Here is a 21,725-nt window from a genome sequence, read left to right as displayed (position 1 = left end):
CTGCTCAATTTCCACGATTCGCATCTGTGGCCACCGTATACGGGGGATCATGGGTGCGGCGTCATGTCACGAACGTCATTAAGGGGGAAGTGGGGGAGGGATGGCCGCAGCAGCGGAGTCGATCTTCGTCAGTTACGCCGGGCCGGACCGGGCCTGGGCGGAGTGGGCGGCCTGGCATCTGCGGGAGGCTGGCCACCACGTAGAAATCGATGTGTGGGACTGGCGGACGGGCGACAACTTCGTTGAACGGATGAACGACGCCATGCGGCGCGCCACGACGGTGGTGGCGCTGTTCTCCAACAACTACTTCGACCGCACCCGGTGGACCCGGGAGGAGTGGACCTCTATCGTCGCGCGTCGCGAGCGTCTTATTCCTCTGACGATCGCACCCCTCGCGGCCGCTGAGGTCCCCGACATCCTCAGCGCCGTCCTCCGAAAAGACCTGCACGGCCTGGACGAGCAGGCCGCCATTGCCGCGCTGCTGGACGCCGTCAAAGGGCCCACCGGCCCAAACGCGAAGCCTGTCTTTCCGGGCGCACCCGCACCCGCACGCACCTCCCCCGCTGGCTCCAGCAGTCAGCGTCCCCGACTGCCCAGCGGCGCACGCGTGGTGCCACACGTGTGGAATGTTCCAGACCGTAATCCCCACTTCATTGGGCGTGAGGCCCAGCTCGCCCAGATTCGGGACGGGCTGCTGGGTGGTCAGCGGGCGGTTGTCCAAGCCCTGCACGGCCTAGGCGGCATCGGCAAGACGCAGATCGCCCGCGAGTACGCCCACCGCTTTGCCAGCCAGTACGACACTGTGTGGTGGATCGACGCCGAACAAGCCGACCAGATTCATACCTGGTACACCGAGCTGGCCGCCCGGCTGAGTATCGCCAAACCCGACGCTGGCGCCGAACACAATGCCCGCACGCTGCTGGAACACCTGCGCGCCCAGGACCGGTGGCTGATCATTCTGGACAACGCCGACGACCCTCAGGACCTCGAGGGTCTGATCCCCTCCGGCCCCGGCCATGTCCTGATCACCTCGCGCAATCCCGGCTGGAGCGATCGCGTCCACGGCCTGAACCTGGGCGTGTTCACCCGAAGCGACTCCCTGGCCTACCTCGCCGCCCGCGTCCCTCTCATCAACCCGGAGCAGGCCGACGGCCTCGCGGACGACCTCGGTGACCTCCCCCTCGCCCTGGCCCAAGCGGCCGGAGTCATCACCAGCGGCATGACCGTGGACCGCTATCGGGTGTTGCTCGCCGAGAAGACCGCCAAGCTCATGGACAACGGCGGTCCGCACAGCTATCCAACGCCCCTGGCTGCCGCCGTGGACATCGCCACCATCCGCTTGGCCGCCGACCGGTCAGATGCTGCCGAATTGCTTCGTCTCGGCGCCTACTTCGGCCCCGACTCGATCCCCATCGCGTGGCTGGAGGCCGCCCTCGATCAGTTGGCCATCGACGTCGACCCGGATGATTTCATGTGGCCTCAGGCAGCCCTCCAACTGTTGGCCCGGTACGGTCTAGCTCGCCTTGACCACGAAACCTTCCAGATCCACCGGCTCACCCAGGCCATCCTCCGCGACCGGTCCACGGAGGCCGACGCCACTGTGGCGGAAGACGACGTCACCACGATCCTGAAGATCGCCACGCCCCAGGGCCCTGAGGCCCCGGCCACTTGGCCCCAGTGGGCCGCTCTCACCTCGCACCTCACAGCACGCAAGTACAGCGCCGCCAATCGCCCCCAACTGCGCCCGGCGCTGATCCAGGCTGCCCGCTACCTCATCACGAGCGGCCAGCCACGCGCCGCCCGCGAACTCACCACCACCCTCCACCACACCTGGACCCGCACCCTCGGCGACGATCACGAAGACACCCTCACCAGTGCACAACACCTCTGTCACGCCATGAGTGACCTCGCGGAGTACGCCGAGGCCCGGCGTATGCAGGAGGACATCCTCGAGCGCCGTCGGGCTGTCCTCGGCGACGACCACCCCGACACCCTCCAATCTGCTAACGACCTGGCCGTCAACCTGAATAACCTCGGTCAGCGCGCCGAGGCCCTGCGGATGCACTACGACACCCTCGAGCGCCGTCGCACTGTCCTCGGCGACGACCACCCCGACACCCTCCACTCCGCCCAGAACGTCGCCGGCACTCTGTATGACCTCGGCCAGTACGCCGAGGCCCGACGTATGACAGAGGACATCCTCGAGCGCCGTCGCACTGTCCTCGGCGACGACCACCCCGAAACGCTCCGCACCGCCTACGGCCTCGCCAGCACCCTGCACAACCTCGGCCAGCACGCTGAGGCCCGACGTATGGCAGAGGACATCCTCGAGCGCCGTCGCACTCTCCTCGGCGACGACCACCCCGACACCCTCCGCTCCGCCCACGGCCTCGCCACCACCCTGCACAGCCTCGGTCAGCCCGCTGAGGCCCGACGTATGCACGACGACACCCTCGAGCGCCGTCGCACTCTCCTCGGCGACGACCACCCCGACACCCTCCGCACCGCCCACGGCCTCGCCACCACCCTGCACAGCCTCGGCCAGCACGCCGAGGCCCGACGTATGGCAGAGGACACCCTCGAGCGCCGTCGCACTGTCCTCGGCGACGACCACCCCGACACCCTCCGCACCGCCCACGGCCTCGCCACCACCCTGCACAGCCTTGGCCAGCACGCCGAGGCCCGACGTATGCACGACGACACCCTCGAGCGCCGTCGCACTCTCCTCGGCGACGACCACCCCGAAACCCTCCGCTCCGCCCTCGGCCTCGCCACCACCTTGGGTGCCCTCCGAGAACACGTTGCGCCAGTGCGACTACTGAAAGACACTCGTGCCCGAAGCCGCCGCACCCTCGGCAATGGCCATAAATTCACGGAGGCTGTGACCCAGGCACTCGCTCGGGCATTGACTGCCGCTGGTAAGCCTCACGAAGCGCAGAGACTGCTGGCTTCACTCAAGACTGGGCCGCGCCAAACTCGACGGAAGCGCTGACCTGGCTTAAGAACCAGGCCCTCATCCACCGTACGTAGCCCGGGAGAGCAACCGCCAGGGTTCGCGGGCACCACGCCCTCTCTCCTGCATACGAGGCATGCGCGTCATCGTGCAGGGCCGGCTGAAGCAACGGTCCTACGAGGACCGTGAGGGCGTCAAGCACATGGTCTAGGAGCTGGACGTCAGGGAAGTCGCCGTCAGCCTGCGCAGCGCCACGGCCAAGGGACCCTGAGCACCTCGACGACATGGGCGACGTGGACTACAAGGGGAACGACGCGCTGCGCGAGATCGACGCGTTCACCGAGTTCGGCACGCGCATCAAGAACGAGGTGAAGGTCGACTACGAGTGCGCCAACCTCGTCACGTTCGCCGACTTCCCACACGTGCACAGCTACGGCAAGGTGGGGCGATCAACGTCAAGTTCGACTACGGCGGGAACGACCCGCTCTTCGAGAACTTCGCTGTTTCACGCGAAGCTGCATGCGAGTCGACCTGACCTGCAGGAATCCCACGCCGCGTACGTCGAGGGCTACACCGACAAGAAGCTTCGAAGAGCGATCTCGGTGACCAAATCCGCCCATGACTAACCAGAGCGCATGAGTACCGAGCCGTCAACAGCACATGATTCAAGCGGTATTGGGGCGCTGAGAGACCCGGACGTGGTGTCAGTGCCGTGCGTCAGAATGGTCCACGCGGCCACGGCCCCTCCGAACACGGCGGGGACCTCCTGGTCCTAACGCAGGCCCATGGGCTCCTCCGGAAACGGCGGCGGCCCCCTGGTCCTACGCAGGAGGCCGCCAACACCGTCAGAGACGCCAACCGAAGGAGGCCAACATCTCCAGCACCAGGAAGTGTAGGTGCAGGGTCTGTCATCGCCCCACCTACACGATCACCTGCCCCGGCCGGAAGCGTGACCGCATACGCACCAGCATCGCCGAACGGCAAGCTCAACGCCACTTCCGCCGCCTTCTGGGCTCTGCCGCGGATGAACTCATGCGGGCTGGTGTGAAAGCCAGCTTGAGTGGGGTTGCAACCTTCGCTCTCTACTGGTGGCATCACCGCCACTGATCGACTGGAGGGCTCGGTGTCCGGTCTCCGCCGCGCCGGGCCCTCCGCGATTGTCCAGAGAGGTCGACTCAACGCCTGTCACCCGTCGACACCCCATCGTCGTGCGCCGGTGTACGTGGCTGTTGATGTCAGAGTGTGGTCCCGTTTCCGCTGGTCATGTCGTCGTTAGCCCCTGCTTCCGCCCGTTGGTGCGGCACTTCGGGGGACATTGCCGTATCTCCGTGGCACCCCTCATAGGGGCCAACAGGCAAAAGGTCATCTGGCAGGGCTAGCTCACCCGCCCGGCGTTGAGCGAGCCACCCCGAGCGCCTGTGGGACGGTGCCTCGGTGCGTACGTGCTGGAACCCCAACCGTTCGTAGTACGCGTGCAGCCCGGCGTTCGTGCGCCACGTGTCGATGCGGACCCAGGTTCGTCCTTCCAGGGCGGCGAGCCGGGACATCCAGTCGATGACCCGTGTTCCGAGCTGCCGGCCAGACGCTTCTCGGGCAACGATCAGCTTGTAGAGGTACAGCGCTGCTTCAGGACGATCGGCATCAGTCCAGAAGTCCCGGTCGACAGGACCACGGCTGACGGTGGCGAGTACCTCGTCACGCTCGCCGACGACGACCCACGCCCGCCCCTCGTCTATGCTCGCGCGCCACTTCGAGATAGCGCGCTCGCCGGTCTCCCGGTCGCTCCACTGGTCGGTTCCCTTAGTGCGTAGCCACTCTTCGGCCTCTGCGCGTAGGGCCAAGAGGGCGGGTACGTCCTGCGCCGCGGCGGGGCGGAGGTACTCAGTCCGTACTGACTTCATAGAGGATCTTGTGCCTGTCTCCGGGAAGGATGGTGACCATGCAGCGGAGGGGGCGGTCGTCCGCGTCATAGCCCGTTCGGGTGTGCTCTGCGACTGGAGTAGCTGCGGGAAGGCCAAGTTGCTCTGCTTCCTGGTGAGTCGGCATACGGACTGAGATTTCGTCCACGAACTTGGCTTGCACGAGTCCTACGGAGGCCAGGATGCCGCCGGGCGCTGAGACGTCGCGCGGCTCCATCAAGGGTGTGCCGACCACGAGTTCCTGAGGGAAGTACGAGTCGGCGAGTGCATAGGGCCGGTTGTCTATGAACCGGATGCGCTTGCGCGCCACAGCCAATCCGTCTGCGGGGAGCCCAAGACGCTCTCGGACGTGGGGCGGGGGCACAACGATGGAGACCGAGATCTCTTGGCGGGGAGCGTTTCCGTTCTCCGCGATTGCGCTCGCCCACTGGTCGCCGGCGGTCCGCCCATCCACGGCATTCGCGTGGCGGCTCCGACTTTCGAGCGTCGTCCAGTTCCAGACGACAGGGGGGTAGTCCTCGCGGACGTACTTCCCTTGCCCCTGGCCGGTAACGACCAAGCCTTCGTCAATCAAGAGGCGGACACCGGCGCGGACGGTCTCGCGGCTGTAGCCGTACTGACTCATCATCCTGGATTCGCTGGGCAGGGCCTCACCCGGTGCCAGCCGGCCGGACTGGATCTGTTCGCGCAGGTCATAGGCGATTTCCTGCGCCTTCGTCATACCGCGTCGCACTGCCAAGACATCCCCTCTGGTCCGACTCCTCCGTACAAGTTAGACCAGGGGACTTGACTCTCCAAGTAGGACTCGTGCAATCTCTTGCTGCGGCACTCCTCCAGACAAGTCGGATGAGGTGTCACGTCCGGTTCTGCCGTACAGGTGCGCCCGGAGGGAAGCCCCAGCTCAGGCGGGGGTGAGTACGAAGGAAGCGCAAGTTCCTTGACAACTGAATGGGGATCACACCGCCTCTCCTCGGCCAAGTAGGCGGCCACACGGGTCCCCCGTGTGAGGTACAGCGCGACTCAATCTCCGCAGCACCGCTGCGGCCGGTTGCCTCCGCTGCTCGTCTCGTACGAGCAGCGCTGAGGGGAGCCGGATGTTCCGACTTCAACGGCGCGCGGCCCCGGTGCGGGAACACCGGGGCCGCTGTTCGGGCCGTTCCTGTCTGAGAGGAACCAGACCCAATGAGCCACATCGTTACTGTTCAGGACGCTGTTACCGCGTTCGCCGACTTCATGGAGCCGACGGACGCTGAGCTGGACGCGATCGAACTGGAGATGCCCGCGATCCTCGCGGACGTCGACCTGCTGGACGCGCAGATCATCACCCTTGACCGCACGCCGACCGAGCTGGACAACCGGCGCATCCGCCGGGCCCGCAATCGGGTGCTGGCCGCGCGTCGCACGCTGGCCAACCACTCCGCGGACACGCACCGGGACGGTGCGGCGTGAGGGAGCAGGAGACGGCGCGGGAGTTCACCGCGCAGATGTCCGTGCGGGACGGCCGCTGGCGCCTGTACGTCGTGCTGCTCGGCACGACGGAGCGGTGGCCCGAGTTCACGTTCGGCCGGCGCTGGCCGGCGCCGACGCTCACGGAGCGTTCACGAGCGCTCAGCGTCCTCGGGTTCGAACCGGTCGCGGGCGGTGAGTGGGCGTGGTCGGAGGACAGCAAGATTCCCAACGACCCCGCCACCGCGGTCATTCTGATTGCTGCGATCCGGGTGCGTTCACGGGCGGAGGTGGCCGCGTGAACGCCGTTCATATCCGTTCAGCCGAGCGCGCCCTGTCCGTCGGCACATGGCTGATCGTGGCCGGCGCGGTGCTCTACTCGGTGCTCACCGTGACGCCGCTCGCGGCCGCTCACACTCCGGCGAAATGGTCGTGGACCGCGCCGATTCTCCCGCTGGTCGTGGACGCGGCGGTCGTCATCGTGGTCCGCCTGGACGCCGTTCTCGCCCGACTGGGCGGTCACGGTGGCCGGTGGCCCGTCGTACTGCGGTGGATGACCGGCTGCATGACCCTCGCCCTCAACGTTGCCGACTCCGCCCTGAAGAACGACCTGGTAGGCGTGGCTGTCCACGCCGTGGCACCGCTGCTGCTGATCGTCACCGCGGAGACCGGGCTCGCCTACCGGCGCGCTATCGCCGCCGCCGTGACGCGGCTGGAGTCCGAGCAGCGCGCCGAGCGAGAAGCGCGGGAGCGGGCCGTAGTCGAGCGCCGTGAGGCGGCAGACCGGCGGGCCCGTGGGGAGCGTGAACACGCCGCGCAGTTGGCGCGTGAACAGCGTGAGCACGAGGCACGGCTCGCCCGTGAGCAGACCGAACGCGAGGAAGCCGCCCGGCGTGCCGAGTGGTCCGAGCGGGAGGCGCGCGAGCGTGCGGAGCGGGAGGACCGTGAACGCCGTGAGCGCGAGCGTGAACAGCAGCAGCGCGAGCGTGAACGCGTCGAGCGGGAGGCCGCTCAGCGCCGTGAGCGGGAGCGGCTGGAGCGTGAGGCCGAAGCGCGCCGGCAGCAGCAGGAGCGGGCCGAGCGTGAACGCCGTGAACGCGCCGCGCTGCTGTCCGGTGGCCCGGTGAACGAGAAGCTCCCCGAAGACCGGGCCCGCGCCGTGGTGCGCGCGGCGTTCGGTGAGGGCCTGCCGGTGCGGGCGGCTGCGGACCTGTGCGGCTGGTCGGTCGGCTGGGTCTCCGCCCGCTACACCGAGCACCGCGACTGCGCCGCACTCGTGCTTGAGGGCGCATCCTCGTGAGCGCGCTGCCCGTCTACCGGTGGCGGCTCGCCCCGGACGGTTTGGCCACCCGCCGGCAGCTCCGCGCGATGGGGCTACGCCCGGGTGGCCAGGACGTGGCAGCAGAACTCCAGCGTCCCCGCCGACGGCGGGGCCCGCTGGTCGCCTACCTCTACCGCGTCGACCAGGCCCGGCCGGTCCGCCCCATGACCGCGGCCCGCACGGCGGCACTGGCCAAGGCCAACCGCGCCCGACGCACCTGCCCCACCTGCCGGCGCGATGCCGGATACGTCATCCCGCCCTCACTCGGCATGTGCGCTGCCTGCGCCTTTCCCGAGGAACAGCGCGCCGCCTGAACACCCCAACTTGGAAGGGACGTTCCCAAGTGAACGACACCCGTCACCGCGTTCTCGTCTCCGGCGCCGTCGCTGTCAGTGCGGCGCTGGCCACGTCCGTCGGCGTGCGGCTGTCCGGCTACGGCGTGCCGCTCTCGCTGCTGCTGGCCTGCTGCGCCTCGTGCCTGGCCACGTTCTCCAGCCTGCTCTTCCGCGTGATCGACACATGGTCGACGACCACCTACCGGTGCCGGCGGCCCGGCTGCGACTTCCACGTGAGCCTGAGCAACACGGACGCCGCGGAGAACCGGCGCTGGCAGGAGATCGCCGCCCACCACCCGCACCGCGGCTGAGCTGGCCGCGTTCACCCCTCACTTCGGCAGGCCCGGCCGAACACCTACCACAGCCCCGGCCGGGCCCTACTCCACTGAAGGAGTGCTCACAGCATGACGGAACTCAGCACCGAGCCGGTAGCCGTCGAGGCTTCCCCGCCCCCTCCGCCCCCGCCGCCCGACCCCACGCCCACCACGGCCAAGGACGGGAAGGAGGTGGAGCACACGCCCGGCGGCTGGCCGGTCGTCCCCCTCGCACTGACCGGGGCGAACAGCACCGTAGGAGCGGTCGCCGCCGCCTCCCTGGCCGGCGGCCCGATCGCCGCCATAGTCGCCGCAACCGGCGCCGTTGTCCTCGGCACCTTCGCCGCCACCCGCTCCCGCAAGCCCAACCCGCGCCGCGAGGCACGACGGGCCGCCACCCGCGCCGCCGGCCACAACGCCGCCCGTAGCGCGGGCCTACGCCACGGTGGCACGGGAGCAGGCGGCAGCCGTAGTGCTGGTGGCCGTTCGGGCAACTCTCGCGCCGGTCGCAGCGGTGGCCGATCCGGCAGTGTGCCGGGCCAGCACCGCCGCGGCACCGGCCCGGCCGCACGCCACAACAGCACCGCCACCAGCGGGAAGACTGGTCAGGGCTTCTCCAAGCACGCGGCTGGCAGCGCAGGGAAGGGTGCCAGCCGGGTCGGCCAGATGAAGGCCCTGCGAGCGTCGCAGCAGGCCGCGGCCGGGTCCCGTGCCGACAAGCGGGCACACACCACGGCGGCCCGCCGCGCGGTCGCCGACGCTCGCCGCAACGCTAGAGCCTCAGCTGGCAACAGCCGGTTGGGCAAGGGCAGGAACGGCGGGGGCGGTCTCCTGGGTGGTGCCGCCCGCAAGGCCCGCGCCGCGCGGGATACCGCCATCGCCAAGAACCGGGCCAAGCGGGACACCAAGACCGGCGGCACCATCGCGGCGCAGCGTGCCCAGGTGCGCAAGGCCCCCGCGCGGAAGGCGGCCCGTCAGGCGCTGCGCAGGTCCGCGGCCCGTTTCCACGGCCGCCGCCTGCTCGCCGCCCTGCTCGCCCTGCCCGTCGGTCTGCTCGGGCTCATCACCACCCCATTCGGACGCAAGTTCGATATCCCGTGGCTGATGTACCCCGGCCGCCGCCTGTACCGGCGTCTGGTCCGCACTGCTGCCGAGCAGCGCGCCGGCCGGGATGAAGCCACTCGCACGAACCTGCGCGAGCAGGAAGCCGCCGCCGACGCCGAAGCCAGCGAGGACGGCACGGACGGCATCGCGGACGGCGTCGAGCGGCCCGCAGCCAAGGTCCCCACCACACCCGAGGTGAGTGAAGGAGAGCACGTGTCCGGTTTCCGGTTCGAAGAGGTCGCGGCCGAGATGGAGCAGGCCGCCAACCAGTACGACCCCGAGAACGCCATGGAGATCCTGGCCATGGTCGAGGGGCTGCCGGCCGCGCTGACCAGCGTGGCCAACGTGATGAAGATCCTCGCGGAGCGCTCCGACAGTGAGTTCCCGCTGGAGAAGGAAGTCGCGGACGGCTTCAACGACATCTTCGGCGCCCTGATGAGCGCCGTCGCCGTCGCCGAGGACATGGGCCCGCTGTTCCGGCAGGCCCACGAGCAGGACATCGCCCGCCACGAGGACCCCCGCAACGGCCACGAGGCCGAGAAGGGCTGGAACGTCTGACATGAGCAGCACCGCCACCGCCAAACACCACGGCAGTGGCCCGGTGCTGGACTGGGCCGCCGGTCACGGACCCGTGACCGGCGCCCTGTCCGCCACCACCGGAGCCTTCGCCGTCGCCACCACCGGCGCCGCCACCGCCATGCCCCCCGGCTGGGCCCTCGCCGTCGGCGCAGCCGGCGCCCTCGGACACACCGTCGTCGGCCTGCGAGTGCGTCACGCCGGCCGCACCCTGGCCACCCGCGCCGCCTCCTGGCTCGTCGGCGCCGGCTGGACCACCTGGGCCATGACCCACGGCCCCCTGACCTGGGCCGCCCTCGGATCCCTCGCCACCATCGGCGTCGGCATCGGCGCCGCCGCCCGCTCCACCGCCCACTACGAAGAGGCGCGGGAAGAGGAGGCCAACGCAGCCGAGCAACGGCAGATCGCAGCCGAACTGTCCGCGGAGCGCCGGGCCATCGCCGCGGAATGGGTGGACCGGATCCAGCGGGTCTGCTCCATCACCGTGCGCGTCCTGGGCGTGGAGCAGTGGGAGACCGGGGCCGGATACTCCATCGACGCCGAACTCCCGCCCGGCGGCGCCACCTGGAACAAGATCGCGGGCGAGTCCGCCCGCCTGTCCGCAGATGCGCGGCTGCCGCACGGCTGCACCGCCACCGCCTCCCCCGGCATCCACCAGGGCCGCGTCATCATCGACGTGACCACGCTCAACGTGCTGGAGGAGGAGCGCACCTACCCCGCCGACTACGGGCCGCTCTCCCTGCACACCGGCATCCCCTGGGGCTACCGGACCAACGCGGAGAACATCCGCGCCTATCTGCGCGAGCAGTGCGCGCTGATCGTCGGCCCCACCGGATCGGGCAAGACGAACATGGTGCACTCGATCCTCGCCGGGTTCGCCCGGGCTGGGGACATCCTGACGTGGGTGATCGACCTCAACGCCGGCAGCGCCGGCCTGCCCTGGGTCCTGCCCGCCCTCAACGGCGAGATCAAGGCGGAGGACGGCCAGCCCGTCCGGCCCGGCATCGACTGGCTCGCCGGGACGTTCGACGAGGCCGTGACGATGCTCGACGCAGCCGTCAAGGTCGCCAAGCAGCGCAAGATGGGCTACCAGGACGTGCTGGCCAAGGCCAACACCGACCTGCTGCCCATCAGCGCCAAGATTCCGCAGATCATGCTGGTCATCGACGAGGGCGCGGAGATCCTGGCCAGCCCCGACCGCAGCATGCGCAAGCTCGCGGAGAAGATCCTGGAAGTGATCCGGATCGCCCGCGCCATGGGCATCCGCACCGTCCTCACCGCCCTGGGTGCCACCGGCAGCGTGCTGAGCAACCTGATGATCCGCCGGGAAGCCAAGGTCCGCGTCGCCCTCACGGGCGGTGAGACCGAGGGCATGGACCTGACCAAGATGTTCCCCGGCAGCCGCGGCCTGCGCGTCGACCAAGCCCCCTACAAGGGGGCCGGGTTCATGGGCACCCCTGAGTCCCCGGCCGGGCTGTTCAAGGCGTGGCGGATCCTCCCGAACCAGATCCGGGAGATCACCGCCGCCACCTCCGACCGGCACCCCCTCCTGGACGACGTGTCCGCGAAGGCGGCCGGGTCCGCCTACGCCCGACGCTGGGACGCCGACCGCACCGCATGGATGCGCGAGCACACCCCCGACGACGACAGCACCGGCACCCGTTCTACGGGGTCGGGGCTGAAGCTGTCCGCGCTGAGCAGTCAGGAGAGCAAGCAGGGCTCACCGGAAGACGAGATGCTGCGCCAGTTCCGGGCGCAGATCGACGCCGAGTTCGGCACCGCCCCCGACCCGCACACCCCCGCAGCCGAAGCGCCGCCGCCCGCCTCGGGTGGGCTGAACCTGTCGGCGCTGCGGGGCGAGCAGGACAGCCCGGCGCAACAGGACGCGTTGGCGCTGCTGCTCGCCGCCGGCACCGAGGGCACCGGAGCATCCGCCATCGCCCGCGCGCTCGCCGACACCCACGGCACGACCCGTCAGACGGTCGTCGGCTGGCTCAAGACATGGACGAAGGACGGCACCGCCGTCCGCATCGGGGAGGGCACCAAGGCCCGATACGTCCACCGCCAGCACGCCCCCGAGAGCTGATCACTTGTCGCCTGTCGGCCCGCCCGGAGCACAAGTCCCTGTGGCGGGCCTGGAAGGCCGGAAACGGCTTGTGACCTGCAAGGCGACAAGCGACAAGACAAGACAAGCGACAAGCCGCACGACAAGCCAGACGACAAGCGACACGACAAGCACGGCACGGGCAGCACCCCCTCCCTGGGGGTGCTGCCCGCCGCCTTGAAAGGACCCTGTTGTGCACTCCGACACCCCTGCCGAGAGCACCCCCGACCCCATCCGCTCACACCCGCGGATGAGCGACGCCGAAGCCACCGCAGAGGCCCGCAGGATCATCGCGGACGCCTACCGGCCCGTGCCGCAGATGCCCACCCGCTTCCGCGACCCGGCCCCGCTTCCCGCCTACGGCACCACCCCGCCCGTCCCTCAGCCGGACAGCCGCATCGTCCCGCCATGGGCCGCCGGGACCGCCGTCGCCGGGATCGGCGTCGGCGCCACGTGCGTGGGACTGGGCTGCGGGATCTGGCTCGCTTGCCAAGGATTCGCCGCCGTGACCCTCACCAGCGTCTTGTTCGTCACCCTGCCGATCGCCGCCGTGGCAGCCGTCGCCGCCGCCATCGGATCAGCCCTGCGCTCCCTCAAGGCCGCCCACACCGAAACCCACCACCACTACGCGGGACCGGTCCGGCAGGAGACCCACACCATCACTGCCCACACCCGCGGGCTGATCGCCCGCACCCACAACGAACACCACCGCTGAGGAAAGGGAACACCCAGCGTGAACCGCCACCCCCTGCCCCGACTGCGCGTCCAGCTCGCCCACTGGCCCCGCCGGGCCTTGATCCTGACCGACACGCCCCGCTCCGACTGCCCCATCTGCGACGGCGTGGGCGGCATCGAGCGCGAATACGGCGACTACGACACCGGCGAGTACGCCGGGAGCGACTGGGACCCCTGCGACTGCTGGAACGAGAACCATCGCTGGCTCCTGCTGCCCCTCCCGCGCCTGCCCCGGTGGCTGCACCGGCGCCACCGCGACGCCGACCCGTGGGCGCTCCACGGCTACAGCGACGAACCGCCGTTCTAACTACGCCAAGGGCGGCCCCCCATTCCGCCAAGAACCGGGACCGCCCTTGTCAGCCAGCATCCATCCGAGGAACTGGAGACATCCAGCATGCCCCAACCCCCCGGCATTTTGACCGCCGATCTCACCTGCCTGCCCTTACTCGCCTCCGCCCTCGCATCCGCGAAGCGCGGGTGGCCCGTCATCCCCCTGCACCCGCACGCCAAGCGGCCCGCCGGGCACCCCGAACGGGCCTGCCCCGGCACCGGACGCTGCGCGGGCGGACATCGCAAGCCCGAGCAGCGCGCCACTACCGATACCGCGCTCATCCACGCCACGTGGGCCACCCGCCCGTACAACGTCGGGATCGCCACGGGTCCGGCCGGGCTGCTCGTGGTCGACCTGGACGTGTGCAAGCCCGACGAGCCAAAAGGAGCGCCTGACGGCACAACTTCCCTTGCGGCGCTCTGCGAGCGCACCGGCCAGACCGTCCCGCCCACCTACCGGGTGCGGACCGCGCGCGGCGGAGAGCACCTGTACTTCACCGCCCCGCCCGGAGCGCGGCTGAAGAACAGCGCGAACCGGCTCGGCCCCCACATCGACACCCGCGCCTGGGGTGGCTACGTCGTCGCCCCCGGCAGCACCACCCCCGACGGCACCTACGAGGTCGCCCACGACGCGCCCGTGGCCGAACTGCCGGACTGGCTTACCGCGTTGCTCACCGACCCGCACAAGCCGGTCGCGGTGCCTATCCGGGTCCACGACGGCACCCGCGCCGCACGGACCGCCCTGGAACGCGAGTGCGCCGTCATCGCCGCCGCGACCGAGGGCGGGCCGAACGGGCGGAACAACACCCTGCACCGAAGCGCCTGCAAGGTGGCGCGGTTCGTGGCGTGGGGCGACATCCCCCGGCACGTGGTGGAGGAGGCAATCCAGGGGGCGGGGGAGGCGACGGGACTGCCGCCGGCCGAGTGCCGCACCACCATCCGCAGCGCCCTGGACTGGGTCATCGCCCATGCAACCCCGCGGGGGGCAGCATGACGGCGCCGACTCCCCCCGCCCTGGATTGCCTCACCAACACCCCGACCGGCCCGCATGTCGCTCCACAGCCTTTGGACGCTCCGGGAGTGGGCGAGCCGAAAGGCGCCGCCCGCAAGGGCGTCGTAACTGCCCTTCCCCGCTGGAACCGGTCCCCGGTCCGGCAGGGTGCCGACCCGACACCGGACGCCCCCGGTATCCGGATCTTCGCCCCGCCGGTCTACCGCCACCACTACGACGGCGCCCGCTGGTCGACCCGGCCCGGCGCTCTGCCCACCGCTGCTTACGCCTGCGCTTGTGGGCTGACCGGCACCGCCACTGGCCCCGACGCCATCGCCGCCCTGGTCACCGACTACGACGCCCACCGATCCACCTGCGCCGGAACGCCCGCCCCGCCGTCCGAAAGGAGGCACGCCGCATGACCGCCATCGACGGAGCCGCGCTGCTCAACGAGGTGGAAGCCTTCCACCGCCGCTTCAACGTCTTCCCCACCGAGGCCGCCTACGTCGCCGTCACCTTGTGGGACGCGCACGCCCACCTCATCGAGTGTTTCGAGACCACGCCCCGGATCGCGTTCCTGTCCCCGGAGCCGGGATCGGGCAAGTCCCGCGCGCTGGAGATCGTGGAACTCCTCACCCCGCGCCCGGTCACCACGGTGTCCGCGTCCGCGAACGCCCTGTACCGGCTGGTCGACTCCGCCGCCGGACTGCCCACGGTGCTGTTCGACGAGGTGGACACCATCTTCGGCCCCAAGGCAGGCGCGGATGAGGCACTGCGCGGCTTCCTGAACGCCGGATACCGGCGCACGGCGGGTGCCCTGCGGTGCGTCGGGGAGGGCTCCAACCAGAACGCGCAGATCTTCAACTCCTACTGCGCCGTGGCCATGGCCGGGCTCGGCTCCCTGCCGGACACCGTCCTGACCCGCTCCGTCATCATCCGCATGCGCAAGCGAGCCCCCAACGAGAAAGCCGAGCCCTACCGCCAACGCAAGCACGAGGGCCAGGGACACGCCCTGCGTGACCGGCTCGCCAAGTGGGCCGACACCGTCCGCGACCAGGTCGCGGGCGCCTGGCCCGAGATGCCCGAGGGCGTCACCGACCGACCCGCGGATGTATGGGAGCCCCTGCTCGCCGTCGCAGACGCCGCCGGGGGCGAATGGCCCGCACGAGCGCGCACGGCCTGCCTGGAGCTGGTCAACGCCGCGCACGACAACGATGAAGCCTCGCTCGGCGTGCGGCTGTTGACGGACCTGCGGGACAAGGTGTTCTGCGGCGCCGACCGGATGCCGACGGCGGCCATCATCGAATGCCTGCTCCGCATGGATGACGCCCCATGGGGCGACCTGGACGACAAGCCCATCAACTCCCGCACCCTCGCAAAGATGCTGGGCCAGTACGTCACCCCGGCCAACAAGCCCATCAAGCCGCGCGGCATCCGCACCCCCTCGGGCTTCCCCAAGGGCTACTACGCGGAAGACCTCACGGACGCCTGGACTCGCTACTGCCCCCCACCCCCTGGAAAATCCGCCACGTCCGCCACGTCCGCCACACCGCAGGTCAGCAGGGGTGAATCCGTGGCGGATACCGCCACAGCCATCCGCCACACGCCCGCGGAAACCGCCACACAACCCGCCCTCGCCGGCTAGCCGACCCGGCTCCCTCAATGCCGCCACACAGTCCGGGTGTGGCGGCACCTATCCGCCACAAAACCGCTATCCGCCACACGATCAAAGCTCTGACCTGCGGTGTGGCGGCGTGGCGGACGTGGCGGATCCCCCGGAAGAAGAGCCACAGCCCCGTTTTGGAGGCCGCAGTGGGGTCAGCCCTGCCCACCACCCACAAAGCGCTCACGGTCCCCGAAGTCATGGAGGCCCTGAGGCTCAGCCGCTTCAAGGTCTACGACCTCATCCGCTCCAAGCAGCTCCGCAGCATCAAGATCGGCCGGTGCCGACGAGTCCCGGCTGACGCACTCCGGGCTTTCATCGAGGACCAGTTGGAGGAAGCCGCCTGATGGCACGCAAGAGGAACCCGAACGGCGCTGGCAGCATCTGGCAGCGCAAGGACGGCCGTTACGAAGCCCGCGTGTACGTCCCCCAGCCTGACGGCACCCGCAAGCGCAAGACGGTCTACGGCAGCACGTGGGAGGAGTGCGACACCAAGCGTCAGGAGTTGGTGCGCCGTGACCGCCAGGGCATTCCGACGCCGACCCGGTCCGCCAAGCTGTCCGAGTGGCTGCCGTACTGGCTGGAGCACTACATCGAGCCGCGCCGCAAGCTCAGCACCTACGACAAGTACGAGACGCACGTACGGCTCTACCTCGTCCCCCTACTGGGCACCAAGCGGCTGGAGTCGTTGAGCGTCGCGGACGTACGCCGCTTCATCTCCCGCATGCAGAACGCTCACTCCGCCGCGACAGCGAAGGAAGCGCACCGGGTACTGCGCACAGCGCTCACAGCGGCCGTGCGCGAAGAACTGATCACGCGGAACGTCGCGGCGCTGGTCGAGCCGCCGCGCGTGAAACAGCGGGAAATCCGGCCCTGGACCCTGGAAGAGACACTGACGTTCCTGGAAGCCGCGCGCCGAGACCCGCTGTACGCCGCGTTCGTCCTGGCCGTCGCCATGGGCCTGCGGCGCGGTGAACTGGTAGGCCTGCGCTGGTCGGACGTGGACCTGGGCAACCGCGTCTTGCACGTACGTCAACAGACCCAGCGCCGCAGGGGCACGCTGTACGACGACGACCCCAAGAGCCGCCGTAGCCGCGTGGTGCCGATGCCTGCGCTGTGCATCGCGCCGCTGCGCTGGCACCGGCTACGGCAGCGGGAAGCGTTCGCGCGCACGGGCGTCGCCTGGTCCGAGACCGGCTACGTCTTCGCCACGCGGACCGGCCGGCCGGTCGAGCCGCGCAACGTCTACCGGTCCTTCACGCGGGTCGCGGCCGATACGGGCCTGCGAGTGGTCCGGCTGCACGACGCGCGGCACGGCTGCGCCACGCTGCTGACGGCGGCCGGCGTCGCGCCACGGGTCATCATGGAGATCCTGGGGCACAGCCAGATCAGCATCACGATGGACGTGTACACGCACGTCGTGCACGACACCCAGCGGGAGGCGATCAGCCACATGGACCGGCTGCTCAAACGCCGTCTGCCGGCCGCCTGAGAGGCGACTGCCGTCAATTGCTGCCGTCAAAGGCCCCGGACCATGATCGGTCCGAGGCCTTTTCGCTGGTGCCCCCGGCAGGATTCGAACCTGCGACACCCGCTTTAGGAGAGCGGTGCTCTATCCCCTGAGCTACGAAGGCGGATCGTGGTCGTGTCGGCCACAGGCGTCAGCGTACCGGATCTGGGCGGTGGGGAGTCAGGTCAGGGCGACACGGGTGAAGCGGGAAGCCATATGGAGGTCCTCCTCTATGCGGTGGGCGGTGCGGAGGAGGGCGGGGAGGAGGTCCTCGACGCACTCCTCGTGGGTGTGGCGGGCCGCGTGCAGGGCGATGTTCGTCGCGGCGACCGCTCTGCCCGCGCGGTCGCGGATGGGGACGGCGATCGAGCGCACGCCCTGTTCGAGTTCCTCGTCGACCAGGGCGTAGCCGTGGCCTGCCAGGAGGGCTCGGCCCAGGGACGTCGCGCGGGCCGGGAGGCGGGCGCCGACCGTGATGTCGACGCTCATGATGCGGCTCGTGGTGGCGCGGGCCGTGTACTGGATCTCCTCGCCGGACGGTGTCAGCACGGCGAGCGAGGTCGTCTCGTGCACGTGGGCCGCCAGGCCCTCCAGGTGCGGCTGGGCGATCCCGGACAGGGCGGCGCGGGAGAGGGGCGGGAAGCCCAGGGAAAGGACCCGGGGGGTGAGGGCGAAGGTGCGGGTGTCAGGGGAGTGGCTCACCAGGCCCAGGTGCTCGTAGGTGATCAGCGCCCTGCGGGCCGTCGCCCTGGCCAGGCCCGTGGCCTTGGCCACCTCCGCCAGGGTCAGGGCGGTCCGGCCCTCGTCGAAGGCCGTCAGGACCGTCAGTCCGCGGGCCAGGGATTCGACGAAGTCGCGGCCCAGTTCCTGTTTCATGGCGGCCGTCCAGGTCGCCAGGCCGGACGGCGGCGGCGCGGGTGCCGGGGGCGGGGCCTCGCGCAGGTCCCGTTCCATGGCCGCGACCGTCTCCCGCAGACGGGGCAGCAGCGTCGTGCACAGGGCACGCGCCGAGTGGCGACTGGTGTGGCTCACCACGCTCGCCACGCAGGCGATCCGGCCGTCGGCGGGGTTCCGTACCGGGACGGAGACCGCGACGAGGCCCGGTTCGATCAGTTGGTCGTCCAACGACCAGCCTTCCCGGGCGGCTTGAGCGGTTCGCTCCTCGAAGCCGTCCGGTCCCGGGGAACGCGGCGGCACCGCGGGGAAGTCGCGGTCCTCCGGGTCGACCGAGTGGCGCTCGTGCCAGCGGTGCCAGTCCTCGTCCGTCCACTCCGTGGCGAACAGCGCGCCCGGCGCCGTGCGTTCGGCCGGGAGCAGGTCGCCGATGCGGAAGCTCAGGGACATCGCGCGGCGCCGGGTCGCCTGGTGGATGAAGCGGATGCCGTCGCGGTCGCCGACCGCCAGGGACACCGACTCGTCCAGTGCGTCGGCGAGCGCGTCGGCGCGTGCGCCGAGCAGGGCCGGCAGACGCAGGGCGGCCAGGTAGGCGTTGCCCAGTTCCATCAGGCGGGGGGTGAGGACGACATCGCGGCCGTCGAGGCGTACGTATCCCATCCGGGCGAGCGTCGCCGTGATGCGGTCCACCGTCGAGCGGGCGAGGCCCGTGGCGCGCTCCAGGGCGCTGGGGCTCAGCGCGCCCCCGGCCCGCGTCAACTGCCGCAGCACCGCTACGCCCCGCATCAGGGGGGCGACCGCCTCGGCGGGTACGGCCGGGAGCGTGCTTGCCGTGGCGCTGGAGTGCCCGGTGGGGGCGTCGGTGCCGGCGGCCTCGTGGGCCTCCGGATCCGTCGTGGTGTTCGCGGGCATCGGTTCGGTTCTCCGGTACGGCGGCGGTCGCAGCAGGCCTACGGTAGTCCGTTCGCGGGTTCGCGGGGGCCGCGTGTCACTGCCGGGTGATGCGCACCCGGTAGTTCCCCGCGCGGTCGGCCGAGACCACGTCGACGCGGAGGTGCGCCTTGGGATCCTTGAAGGACTCGCCCGGTGTGAAGGGCGCGTCGGAGAGTTCCGCCTCGACGTTGGGGCTGCGGGTGCAGCCGCCGGAGTGGGGGTGGGAGTCGTGGACCTTGATCGGGCCCTGCCCGGTGTCGACTTCGGCGTTGACCTTGTAGACCAGGATGCCCGGCCGGCACACCGCTTCGTCGTTGCCTGCCCGAGTGCGCAGTTCGAGGGCGTAGCCGGTGTGTTCGTCGAGGGGGACGAAGACCAGTTTGCGGCCGCCCGGGCGGCCCAGCGGGGTGAGGGTGTACTCGGTGGAGCCCTTCTTGGCCGCGCAGCTCACCTGGGAGGCGTCCAGCCAGCCCAGCTTCCACTTGTGCCAGCCGAGCAGGTCGTTGTTGGCGCCCCAGTCCTCGCTCATGATGTCCCAGTGGCCGACCGACTCCCCGCCTTCCTGGGTGTAGAGGTCGGGCAGGCCGAAGACGTGGCCGTTCTCGTGGGGCAGGACACGGAAGCCGGTGCGCTGGTAGGAGCCGGAGCCGTCGTCCTGGCGGGAGTAGATGAAGGAGACGTTGGCGATGGCGACCCCGTTGGCGACGGGCGCGTCCGAGTTGCCGGCGAAGGTGACCGACAGGACCGTGTCCAGGGCGGAAGGGCCCGCGTTCGGGGTCATGAGTATGTTGATCAGGTCGTAGTCCCGGAAGTTCACCGTCGGGCCGGCGGCCGCGACTATGTCCTTGATCAGCCGGCGGTAGCCGGGATCGAACGGGGCGCCGCGCTCCAGGCCGTAGTCCTTGAACGATTTCGGCATCCGCAGCCACCGGGTTATCGGGGTCTCCGCGTGATAGTCGAGGCGGCCGTAGGAGGCGGTGCGGAACCACTCCTGGGTCTGCGGGAAGAACTCGTGGAAGCGGTCGAGCGCGCTGTCCGCGCCGGGCGCGTCGGAGAAGTCGACCATCAGGGTCAGGGCGTGGACGGTGCCGAGGGAGCGGGCGTAGCCGCCGGTGGTGGGGACGCCCTCCGACATCTGTACCGAGGAGGCTCCGGTGATCATGCAGGGGGTCAGGGCGGGGGAGCGGGCCAGCACGGACGCCTCGGGGTCGGTCGCCGCGTCGCCCGCCGTGAGAGGCCCGGTTCCCGCCGAGGTGCCGACGGCGAGGATCAGCGCCGTGACGGAGGCCATGGCGACCGCACGGCGCTTGGGTATCGGGCCTGAACGGCGGCGGGGCGGCTGCACCTGCATGCGTTCACCTTTCGCGCCGGGCAGCCACCGGTTTCCGGCTGCACCCTTGCGATCACCCTGTGTCGAGGGGGCGTTCGGCGCGCGCTGGAGCGGTCCGGTCGTGGGACGGGCCGCCCGGGGGGTCGCTCGGTCGTGGGAATGCGTGCGTCCAGGTGGATGTGACCCAGGTCACGGAAAAACACGCGGCGGCCGGGAAATAACCGGGGACCCCTTCCCCGTTTGGTCATGTGTCCGAGCGAAACGGGGACTCGTTCCCCGGATCGCCCCGCCCGACTCATCGCCCGCCGACTGCGACCGGCCGACTGACCGGCGCTCACCGGTCGACTGTCCCGCCGACCTGGACCGATCCACCGACTTCAACCGACCCACCGACTTGAGGAGTACGCCGTGCAGGCCGCGACGACCGCGAACCTCGTGCAGCGCAAGGCGACCCGGCCTCGCGCCGACGCACTGCGCAACCGGGAGCGGATCGTCACCGCCGCTCGCGAGATGTTCGTCGAGCACGGCCCCGAGGTGCCGCTCGACGAGATCGCCCGCCGGGCCGGCGTCGGCAACGCCACGCTGTACCGCAACTTCCCGGACCGTGACGCCCTCGTGCGCGAGGTCGTCTGCTCGGTCATGGACCGTACGGCGCGGGCGGCCGAGCAGGCGCTCGCCGAGACGGGTGACGCGTTCGACGCCCTGGAGCACTTCGTGCACGCCGCCGCCGACGAGCGGATCAGCGCGCTGTGCCCGATGGTCTCCAGCACCTTCGACCAGCACCACCCCGACCTGGAAGCCGCCCGCGAAAGGATCGAGCACCTGATCGAGGAAGTCATGGACCGCGCCAAGGAGGCCGGGCAACTGCGCCCCGACGTGGGAGTCGGCGATGTGACGGTCGCGGTGGCCCAGCTCTCGCGGCCACCGGCCGGCACCGGCTGCGGCAGCGCCGACCGCTTCGTGCACCGTCATCTGCAACTGTTCCTGGACGGCCTGCGGGCCCCGGCCCGCTCCGCCCTGCCGGGTGCGGCCGCGACCCTGGAGGACCTCCGCCGGGCCTGACCGCCTGGAGTGATCGCCCGGGACCGTACTCCGGTCATCACCGGTGCCGGTGCCGGTACCGGTAGCCCGGACGATCACCGCCCGCCCACCGAAACCATCATCCGAAACCGAGTCCCGGGCCCGCCGTGAAGGTCGGCCGCGTCCCTCCGACGGCAATTTTTCCGTCTTTTCTCGTCCCGTTCAGCTCTTCGCTGTCTTTTTCCGT

The 21,725-nt window shown here is 70.2% G+C and carries 21 protein-coding genes, 1 tRNA gene and 1 pseudogene; 18 read left to right on the top strand and 5 right to left on the bottom strand.

Annotated elements, in window-relative coordinates:
• Positions 1–100 precede the first annotated feature (100 nt).
• The 3 genes and pseudogenes from fxsT (at position 101) to ACIHCX_RS23360 (ending at position 3,579) form a co-directional block, all read left to right on the top strand.
• A complete protein-coding gene (fxsT, locus tag ACIHCX_RS23370; protein WP_400032445.1) occupies positions 101–2,992 on the top strand; it encodes an FxSxx-COOH system tetratricopeptide repeat protein in 2,892 nt (963 codons plus the stop codon).
• 91 nt (positions 2,993–3,083) lie between these two features.
• Positions 3,084–3,161: pseudogene (locus tag ACIHCX_RS23365) on the top strand (single-stranded DNA-binding protein); the annotation flags it as partial.
• A gap of 76 nt (positions 3,162–3,237) precedes the next feature.
• Positions 3,238–3,579 carry a hypothetical protein gene (locus ACIHCX_RS23360; RefSeq protein WP_400032443.1) on the top strand — a complete coding sequence of 114 codons (342 nt, stop codon included), beginning with the start codon at positions 3,238–3,240 and terminating at the stop codon, positions 3,577–3,579.
• A 609-nt stretch (positions 3,580–4,188) separates the two neighbouring features.
• Here ACIHCX_RS23360 and ACIHCX_RS23355 read toward each other — a convergent pair.
• Together ACIHCX_RS23355 and ACIHCX_RS23350 are read right to left on the bottom strand one after the other, a co-directional pair.
• The gene (locus ACIHCX_RS23355) at positions 4,189–4,854 is read right to left on the bottom strand and encodes a GNAT family N-acetyltransferase (protein WP_400032441.1); all 666 of its coding nucleotides are present in this window, start codon (positions 4,852–4,854) and stop codon (positions 4,189–4,191) included.
• Complete coding sequence (locus tag ACIHCX_RS23350) at positions 4,835–5,593, bottom strand: GntR family transcriptional regulator (protein ID WP_400032438.1); 759 nt, start codon at positions 5,591–5,593, stop codon at positions 4,835–4,837. The genes ACIHCX_RS23355 and ACIHCX_RS23350 overlap by 20 nt, the downstream gene beginning before the upstream one ends.
• A 461-nt stretch (positions 5,594–6,054) precedes the next feature.
• Between ACIHCX_RS23350 and ACIHCX_RS23345 the strand changes: the two genes are divergently transcribed.
• The 14 genes from ACIHCX_RS23345 to ACIHCX_RS23280 all read left to right on the top strand — a co-directional run bounded on the left by ACIHCX_RS23345 (position 6,055) and on the right by ACIHCX_RS23280 (position 17,283).
• Positions 6,055–6,321: a DUF6284 family protein gene (locus tag ACIHCX_RS23345; RefSeq protein WP_400032436.1), complete on the top strand. Its 267-nt coding sequence runs from the start codon at positions 6,055–6,057 to the stop codon at positions 6,319–6,321.
• Positions 6,318–6,620, top strand: coding sequence for a DUF6303 family protein (locus ACIHCX_RS23340; RefSeq protein ID WP_400032434.1), 303 nt, complete (start codon positions 6,318–6,320; stop codon positions 6,618–6,620). The genes ACIHCX_RS23345 and ACIHCX_RS23340 overlap by 4 nt, the downstream gene beginning before the upstream one ends.
• Positions 6,617–7,618: a DUF2637 domain-containing protein gene (locus ACIHCX_RS23335; RefSeq protein ID WP_400032432.1), complete on the top strand. Its 1,002-nt coding sequence runs from the start codon at positions 6,617–6,619 to the stop codon at positions 7,616–7,618. The genes ACIHCX_RS23340 and ACIHCX_RS23335 overlap by 4 nt, the downstream gene beginning before the upstream one ends.
• Positions 7,615–7,953 (top strand): RRQRL motif-containing zinc-binding protein, encoded by a 339-nt coding sequence (locus ACIHCX_RS23330; protein WP_400032430.1) that lies wholly within the window; start codon positions 7,615–7,617, stop codon positions 7,951–7,953. Before ACIHCX_RS23335 ends, ACIHCX_RS23330 begins: the two co-directional genes overlap by 4 nt.
• A gap of 29 nt (positions 7,954–7,982) precedes the next feature.
• Complete coding sequence (locus ACIHCX_RS23325; protein ID WP_400032428.1) at positions 7,983–8,285, top strand: hypothetical protein; 303 nt, start codon at positions 7,983–7,985, stop codon at positions 8,283–8,285.
• Positions 8,286–8,378: 93 nt separating this feature from the next.
• The gene (locus ACIHCX_RS23320) at positions 8,379–9,950 is read left to right on the top strand and encodes a hypothetical protein (protein WP_400032426.1); all 1,572 of its coding nucleotides are present in this window, start codon (positions 8,379–8,381) and stop codon (positions 9,948–9,950) included.
• A 1-nt stretch (position 9,951) separates the two neighbouring features.
• The gene (locus ACIHCX_RS23315; RefSeq protein ID WP_400032424.1) at positions 9,952–12,054 is read left to right on the top strand and encodes a hypothetical protein; all 2,103 of its coding nucleotides are present in this window, start codon (positions 9,952–9,954) and stop codon (positions 12,052–12,054) included.
• A gap of 211 nt (positions 12,055–12,265) precedes the next feature.
• Entirely contained in the window at positions 12,266–12,787 is a 522-nt protein-coding gene (locus ACIHCX_RS23310; protein ID WP_400032422.1) for a hypothetical protein, read from the top strand.
• 18 nt (positions 12,788–12,805) lie between these two features.
• A complete protein-coding gene (locus tag ACIHCX_RS23305; protein ID WP_400032420.1) occupies positions 12,806–13,114 on the top strand; it encodes a hypothetical protein in 309 nt (102 codons plus the stop codon).
• 87 nt (positions 13,115–13,201) lie between these two features.
• Complete coding sequence (locus ACIHCX_RS23300; RefSeq protein ID WP_400032418.1) at positions 13,202–14,131, top strand: bifunctional DNA primase/polymerase; 930 nt, start codon at positions 13,202–13,204, stop codon at positions 14,129–14,131.
• An 86-nt stretch (positions 14,132–14,217) separates the two neighbouring features.
• A complete protein-coding gene (locus ACIHCX_RS23295; protein ID WP_400032416.1) occupies positions 14,218–14,550 on the top strand; it encodes a hypothetical protein in 333 nt (110 codons plus the stop codon).
• Complete coding sequence (locus tag ACIHCX_RS23290) at positions 14,547–15,773, top strand: DUF3631 domain-containing protein (RefSeq protein ID WP_400032414.1); 1,227 nt, start codon at positions 14,547–14,549, stop codon at positions 15,771–15,773. The genes ACIHCX_RS23295 and ACIHCX_RS23290 overlap by 4 nt, the downstream gene beginning before the upstream one ends.
• A gap of 167 nt (positions 15,774–15,940) precedes the next feature.
• Positions 15,941–16,138 carry a helix-turn-helix domain-containing protein gene (locus ACIHCX_RS23285; RefSeq protein ID WP_400032412.1) on the top strand — a complete coding sequence of 66 codons (198 nt, stop codon included), beginning with the start codon at positions 15,941–15,943 and terminating at the stop codon, positions 16,136–16,138.
• Positions 16,138–17,283, top strand: coding sequence for a tyrosine-type recombinase/integrase (locus ACIHCX_RS23280; protein WP_400032410.1), 1,146 nt, complete (start codon positions 16,138–16,140; stop codon positions 17,281–17,283). Before ACIHCX_RS23285 ends, ACIHCX_RS23280 begins: the two co-directional genes overlap by 1 nt.
• Positions 17,284–17,349: 66 nt before the next feature.
• Here ACIHCX_RS23280 and ACIHCX_RS23275 read toward each other — a convergent pair.
• From ACIHCX_RS23275 to ACIHCX_RS23265, 3 genes are all read right to left on the bottom strand, one after another.
• Positions 17,350–17,425 (bottom strand) — tRNA-Arg (locus tag ACIHCX_RS23275).
• 56 nt (positions 17,426–17,481) lie between these two features.
• The gene (locus ACIHCX_RS23270; protein WP_400032408.1) at positions 17,482–19,107 is read right to left on the bottom strand and encodes an IclR family transcriptional regulator C-terminal domain-containing protein; all 1,626 of its coding nucleotides are present in this window, start codon (positions 19,105–19,107) and stop codon (positions 17,482–17,484) included.
• Positions 19,108–19,183: 76 nt separating this feature from the next.
• A complete protein-coding gene (locus tag ACIHCX_RS23265; RefSeq protein WP_400032406.1) occupies positions 19,184–20,479 on the bottom strand; it encodes a M6 family metalloprotease domain-containing protein in 1,296 nt (431 codons plus the stop codon).
• A gap of 387 nt (positions 20,480–20,866) precedes the next feature.
• On the opposite strand from ACIHCX_RS23265, the gene ACIHCX_RS23260 reads away from it, so the two are divergent.
• The gene (locus tag ACIHCX_RS23260) at positions 20,867–21,520 is read left to right on the top strand and encodes a TetR/AcrR family transcriptional regulator (RefSeq protein WP_400032404.1); all 654 of its coding nucleotides are present in this window, start codon (positions 20,867–20,869) and stop codon (positions 21,518–21,520) included.
• Positions 21,521–21,725 lie beyond the last annotated feature (205 nt).

The sequence above is a fragment of the Streptomyces sp. NPDC052043 genome, from assembly GCF_044548235.1.
Lineage (GTDB): Bacteria > Actinomycetota > Actinomycetes > Streptomycetales > Streptomycetaceae > Streptomyces.
Note: the sequence above shows the minus strand (reverse complement) of the source record. Positions and strands in the feature narration are given on the sequence as shown.